Source organism: Rhodoplanes elegans (assembly GCF_016653355.1).
Lineage (GTDB): Bacteria > Pseudomonadota > Alphaproteobacteria > Rhizobiales > Xanthobacteraceae > Rhodoplanes > Rhodoplanes elegans.
Genome location: NZ_NHSK01000056.1, coordinates 1 through 5850 on the forward strand (window position 1 = coordinate 1; position 5850 = coordinate 5850).

The 5850-nt window shown below is 69.2% G+C and carries 4 protein-coding genes; all 4 read right to left on the minus strand.

Features of this window, described 5'->3' with window-relative positions; all coding sequences use genetic code 11:
- Positions 1–1203, minus strand: a 1203-nt coding sequence (locus CCR97_RS05060) for a caspase family protein (protein ID WP_338049055.1), incomplete at its 3' end; no start/stop codon positions are given.
- Between the two features lie 458 nt (positions 1204–1661).
- Positions 1662–2321, minus strand: coding sequence for an OmpA family protein (locus CCR97_RS05065; RefSeq protein ID WP_111360101.1), 660 nt, complete (start codon positions 2319–2321; stop codon positions 1662–1664).
- 448 nt (positions 2322–2769) lie between these two features.
- Complete coding sequence (locus tag CCR97_RS05070) at positions 2770–4764, minus strand: autotransporter domain-containing protein (protein ID WP_170146054.1); 1995 nt, start codon at positions 4762–4764, stop codon at positions 2770–2772.
- A 499-nt stretch (positions 4765–5263) separates the two neighbouring features.
- Positions 5264–5850, minus strand: a 587-nt coding sequence (locus tag CCR97_RS05075) for a tetratricopeptide repeat protein (RefSeq protein WP_207199387.1), incomplete at its 5' end; no start/stop codon positions are given.

A 5850-nucleotide genomic window follows, 5' to 3' on the forward strand; every position in this document is an offset into this window, starting at 1 on the left:
GGCGGCCTCGCGCTCCTGGCGCTGCCGGTCCGCCTCCTGGCGCTGCTTCTCGGCCTCCTCGCGCTTGCGGTCGGCGATCGCCCGCTCGATCACCTCGAGCCTCGCCTGCGCCACCACGGCGAGCGGCGAGGCGGGATACTTCTTGATGAAGGCCCGGATCGCGGTCGGGTCGGACGTGTCCTGCAGCTTCTCCCAGGCGAGCCGGTCGGGAGTCGCCCGTTCGGCGTCGGTGAGGGGTCGCGACGGCGTCGTGCGGTCGAGCGCCGCGACCGCCATGGCGTCCGGCTTCACGGCGGCGGCGAGCTTGGCCCGCTGCTGGCGGGCGAGCTCGGCGTAGAAGCCGGTGCCGTGCACGGCCAGGAAGGCATCCCAGGCCGACACGGTGCCGACACGCTCGGCCATCTCGTAGTCGCCCCGCGGATCGGTGGCGGTCACCGGGACCCGCTCGGGCTCCGGCACCAGCGAGACGGTGGCGCCGCCGAGCGAGCCGTAGACGAACGGCTCCTGGCGATTGTTGGTGCGCCGGAGCACCTCGTCGCGCACCCGCCCGAGGGCGATGCGGATGTCGAGCCCCGGGGTGGTCAGGTTGTCGACCAGCGCCTGGGTGAAGGGGCTGTTACGGCCGGCCCCGTCCTCGGCCGTGGAGCCGGCCTTGGCCGCGTAGGCGACCAGGGTGTCGGTGCCCATCGGCTCGATCTTGGCGAGGCCCTGGCTGACCGCCCGGGTGGCGATCTGGCGCTGCATCGAGCGGATGAAGGGGTTGTCGCGGCAGGCGTCGAGGATCACGAGGCGCAGCCGCCGGGTCGATTCGATCGAGCGGAAGATGCGCTCCAGCGCCACCGCCTCGTCCTCGGCGTCGTAGTCGCTGCGCAGCTTGGCGTCGACCGGCACCATGTAGTTGACGCCGCCGACCTCGATGCCGTGACCGGCGTAATAGACGACGGCGACGTCGGCGTCGCGCGTCGTGTTGTAGAAGTCGCGCAGCGCCCGCTTGAACTCGATCACGCCGAGATCGCGCTTGAGCTCGACCTGGTCGAACTTCGCCTTGCGGAACATCTCCGCGATGGCGGCGGCGTCGTTATGCGGGTTCTCGAGCTTGACGACGTTCTCGTAGGCCGAGTTGCCGATCACCAGCGCGACCCGCTTGTCGGCGAGCGCCGGGCCGGCGACCATCACGGCGAGGCCGAGCACCCCGGCCCACACGGCGGCGCGCCACGACCCGCGACGCGACGCGACGGCCGCAGCGCCGCCGGTCGTTCGCCCGCGGACCGGACACGGAAGCGCCGGGTTCGGACACGCCGGATACGGAAGAGCCGTCTGCGGAACACTGGATCGCACGGCGGTCGATACGACGCGACGGTGCGCGATCGCGACGAGCAAACGTCCGAGCATCTGTCGCCTCCCGCGCCTTGGACACCTCTGCCCAGGACCACTCCTGTGCCCAGGACCACTTTTGCCCCGGAAGTGTCGTTTCCCTGATCGCAACGCCGGGCCGGCCACACGGAAAAGCCTAGCCGCACGGCCGGGGTGACGCAATTTCCACGCTGCGCCTCCGGTTCAACCTTTCGCGAGCGCAATACCGGCGGCACCGCTTGCGCCCCCTCCTTCGTGGCTCCGGGGACGGCCGGACCGGCCGCCCGTCCCCGAGGCACAGGACCGCATCACTTGGAGGCCGACTGCTTGACCTCGAGATTGACGATCTGCACCCGGCGGTTCTCGGCCGCGAAGGGCTCGCCGGGCTTCTTGAGCTGCTCCTTGCCGTAGCCGGCCGTGACCAGGCTCTCGTCGGAGATCTGGAACTTCTCCTGCAGGAACTTCTTCACCGAGGCGGCGCGCCGCTCGGAGAGCTTCTGATTGTACTCCTCGCCACCCTTGGCGTCGGTGTGGCCGCCGAGCAGGAAGGTGCCGCCGCGCAGATCGGGGCTCGACAGAGCCTTGCCGAGCTCCATCAGGTCGGGCACGGCGCGCTGCACGATCTCGGCCGAGTTGTAGTCGAAATAGACCTCGAGATCGATCTTCTGCTTGTCCTTGGCGATGTCGGCGACCTTGGTGCGCTCGTCGAGCGTCAGCGCCCGGGTCTTGCCGCGGATCGTCTGCAGGAACTTCTGATCTTCCATCTGCTTCGGCGTCGTGGTCAGCCCGCGGGTCTTGGGGGCCGGCTTCAGCGCCTCGAGGATGTCGGTCGAGCTCGGCCGCGCTTGCGCGAACGCGGCGTGATTGGCGGTGGCGACCAGCGTGCCCGCGAGCAGAAGGGTCGCGAAGGTCGCTCCGAGCTTGGTCCAGCGCGTCGTGGTCGGGACCGTCGTGGTCTGGCGTGTCATCTGTTTGTCCTCCGGCACTTGTCTAGGCGGGTGTCTGCCTGTCGCCGTCAGAATAGCGCGCTGACGATCCGATACTGTGAGCAATCTCACACACGTTATGCGCCTCCGACGGCCGACCGAGTCGCTCACTTTCTTGTGACGTCCGATACGGCGGGCCGCCGTCGCACCGCCTGACAGCGGCGGCGGCGACGCCGCACTCACCTGTTGGTGTCGGGATCTGACCGCGACGTTCGGCGGGCGCCATGCGCCCGGTCAAAAGCGGCGGCCTCGAGCGGGCGGATGCCGCGGTTCGGAGTGCGCAACGAGGACGCGACGCCGGACACGCAGACCCCGGACACGAAAAGGCCCGGCCTTCGCGAGAAGGCCGGGCCTCGTCGTCGAGCGGCCGGGTTTGGCGGCGGCCGCGCGATCCCTGCGGGCGGCGCGCGCCGCCCGGACTGTCCGTCGCTCAGTACTTGGCCATCACGGGCACGGCCGGCACCGGCGAGAACCGGTAGTTCAGGCCGACCCGGGCGAGACCGCCGGTCTCCTTGGCGTTGATGTCCACGGTCGTCCGATAGTCGTCGCGGCCCAGGCTGTAGTAGAGCCACTCGGCCTTGGCCGACCAGTTGGCGTTAAGCGCGTACTCGGCGCCGACGCCGGCCGTCCAGCCCGCCGCGATCTTGCTGGTGCCGTTGACCGGACCGGTCGCCGGACCGGCGAACGAGCCGAAGTTCGTGGTGACGCCGTTGTTGACGAAGTTGGGCGTGACGGCGAGCCCGCTGCCGCCGAGATTGTAGATGCTCTGCTGCGTCACGTCGGCGACCGCGAGACCGCCCTTGACGAAGAACAGCGTGCGCTCCCACGAGTAGCCGAGCCGGGCCGTCATGGTCGCGAACCAGTCCATCTCGGTCTGGCACGAGTAGAAGTTCGCGTTCGGGCACGGCGTGGTGCCTTGGGTGTTGGCCCAGGCGATGTCGCCCTCGAAGCCCAGAACCCACTGGTTGAACTGGAAATTGTAGCCGACCTGACCGCCCAGCAGGGCGCCGCCGAACTTCGGCTCGATATTGGCCGGGGTGGCGACGTAGTTCCAGTCGGTCTTGCCCCACATGGTGCCGCCGTTGACGCCGACATAGAAACCGCGCCAGACGACCGGCGCCGCAACGGCGACGGGCGGAGCCTTGTAGACGATGCCCTTGCCGGAGAGCGCCGCCTGCAGCGGCTCCGGCGTGAACTGGTAGCGAAGGCCGCCGTTGAGGGTCCAGCCATCGATGTTCTCGCCGAACCGGTAGTCGCCGCGGACGTAGCCGACCCAGCCGGTGTTGAGCACCTGGCCGGCGAGGCCACCCGACACCTGCCCGTAGGTCCCGACCCGGTCGGTGACCAAACTGCCGGTCAGGGGGCCTCCGAACAGGGCGTTCGAGAAGGCCGGGCCGACCGCGAACCGGGTGGTCACGTCGCCCGCGAACTCGTGGAACACGCTGCCGGTGACGAACGGCTGGATCGCCATCGTGGGCGTCACGATGTTGGTGCCGAGACGGACGCTGACGCGGCCGAGCTCGCTCTTGATGTCGTCGACCTGCACGGTGCCGGGCATGGAGAAGCCGGGCAGGTTGGAGAACAGCGTGCCGGACACGCTCAGCGGATCGACGGTGACCCGCGAGTAGGTGAAGCCGGCGGACGGCTCGATGAACCAGTTGTTCGGCAGGGCGAAGTTGTAGCCCATGTTGGCCGCGATCGACCAGCCGCGGGCATCCAGGTTCTGGTTGAACATAGCCGCCGACGGATCGTCGAGGCTCATGTTGTAGTAGTCCCAGCGCAGCATGGCGTCGGCGAAGAAGCCGCCCTTCGTGGCGGTGAGATAGGTGCCGACGAACGGGATCTGGGTGCCGCCCGAGAACGTCCCGCCCGGCGTCTTGTCGCGCGATTGCGACGCGAGATAACCGACCGTGGCGCCGGTGTGGATGTTCCAGCCGTCCCAGTTCAGCTTGGCGATGTCGCGACCGAACTGATAGCCGACGAAGCCCTGCTTGGTGGTCGTGTCGCAGTTGGCGCTGCCGGCCACGGCGGCGCCGTTGAGCTGCAGGGTCGTCACGCCGGTGTTCTTCGTCTCCACCTCGCCGCCGAGGACGCGACCCCAGATGCCGCCGCCGTTCTCGCCGGGCGCGGCATTGGCCGGGCTGCTGACGAAGGCCGAGCCGGTCTGCGCCTGGAACACCGTCGTGGTGGTGTTCAGCACGGAGACGAGAGAATTGACGGTGCCGGCCTGGGCGAGCGGCAGGAGCTGCAGCCCGGTGATCGGCGTCTGGACACCGGCGCCGTTCGTGTAGGTCGCCAGCTGCGGAATGGTGCTGGTGCACTGCGCCTGCGCGGCGCCCGAGACGGCCATCGCGACCAACAGGGCCGAGCTGCCGAGAAGGATGCTTTTTCGGTCGATCCTGGACCGCGTGCTGATGGTCTGCATTGTCGTCCCCCGTCCCCCGACGAAAATCCCGACGATCTGTTTCAGGTCGTTTCCCGCACGATTAAACAGACAACCGACACGGGTGGGAACAGGAACCGGGCGCGCGACCGCCTCAACCACACGTTTTGAACGCATCACGTGCTTTTTGAGCAACACGACATAACGCCAAAACGGCGCGCTCGCAGCTCCGGCTTATGTCCTTGAAGAATTAGGCATAGTCCGTTCGGGCGAGGGTCGGCGCCGGTTGTGCCGAAGCCCGCGTCCGCGTCCGCCTTCGCGGGGGTCCGAGCCTGGGGTTGTGTTTCGCAATGTGAACCAGGGCGGTGTCCCCCCGCGAATCGTCGGGTTGGGCGATCCGGTCCGCCGGTGGGCGCAGGCGAACCCGCCGCCACCCCGGTCGGTGGCCGGGACCACCGGCGCGACCGAGCCGCACCGGTGCCGAGCGCGGTGCCGAGCGCCTCCGGACCCGCGGCGCGCCGGGTCGTGGGCGGGCCACCGCTCAGCGCACGCCGTAGCTCTCGAACTCCTGGTCGATGGTCGGGTCGATCGCCTTGGCGCTGCGGATGTCGGCGTTGCCGGCCGAGGTCTCACCCTTGCGGACCTTGGCCTTGCCGCGGCCGAACAGGGCCGAGGCCATGCGCGGGTTCATGCGCAGCGCCTGGTCGTAGTCGGCGATCGCCTTGTCGAGGCGTCCGAGCCGCAGATGGACGAGGCCGCGGCTGTCGAGGGCGTCGGGATACTGCGGCTTGAGGCGCAGTGCCTCGTCGCAGTCGGAGAGCGCCGCGTCGAGCTCGTTCATCACGGCGCGGGTGAAGCAGCGGTTGTTGAAGGCCTCGGCATCGGACGGATTGATCCGGATCGCCTGGCCGAAGTCCTCGGCCGCCATGGCGTATTCGCGGCGCTCCGCCCAGGCCTGGCCGCGCTTGTAGTAGGCCTCGCCGTCGCGCGGGTTCTTGTCGATCTGGGCGTCGAGGTCGCGGATCACCTGGTCGCGCCGCGGCCCGGTCACCGGAGGAGGCGGCGGCGTCACGGTCGTCACCTTCGGCTCCGGCGGCGGGGGCGGAGGCGGCGGCGTGACCACGGTCA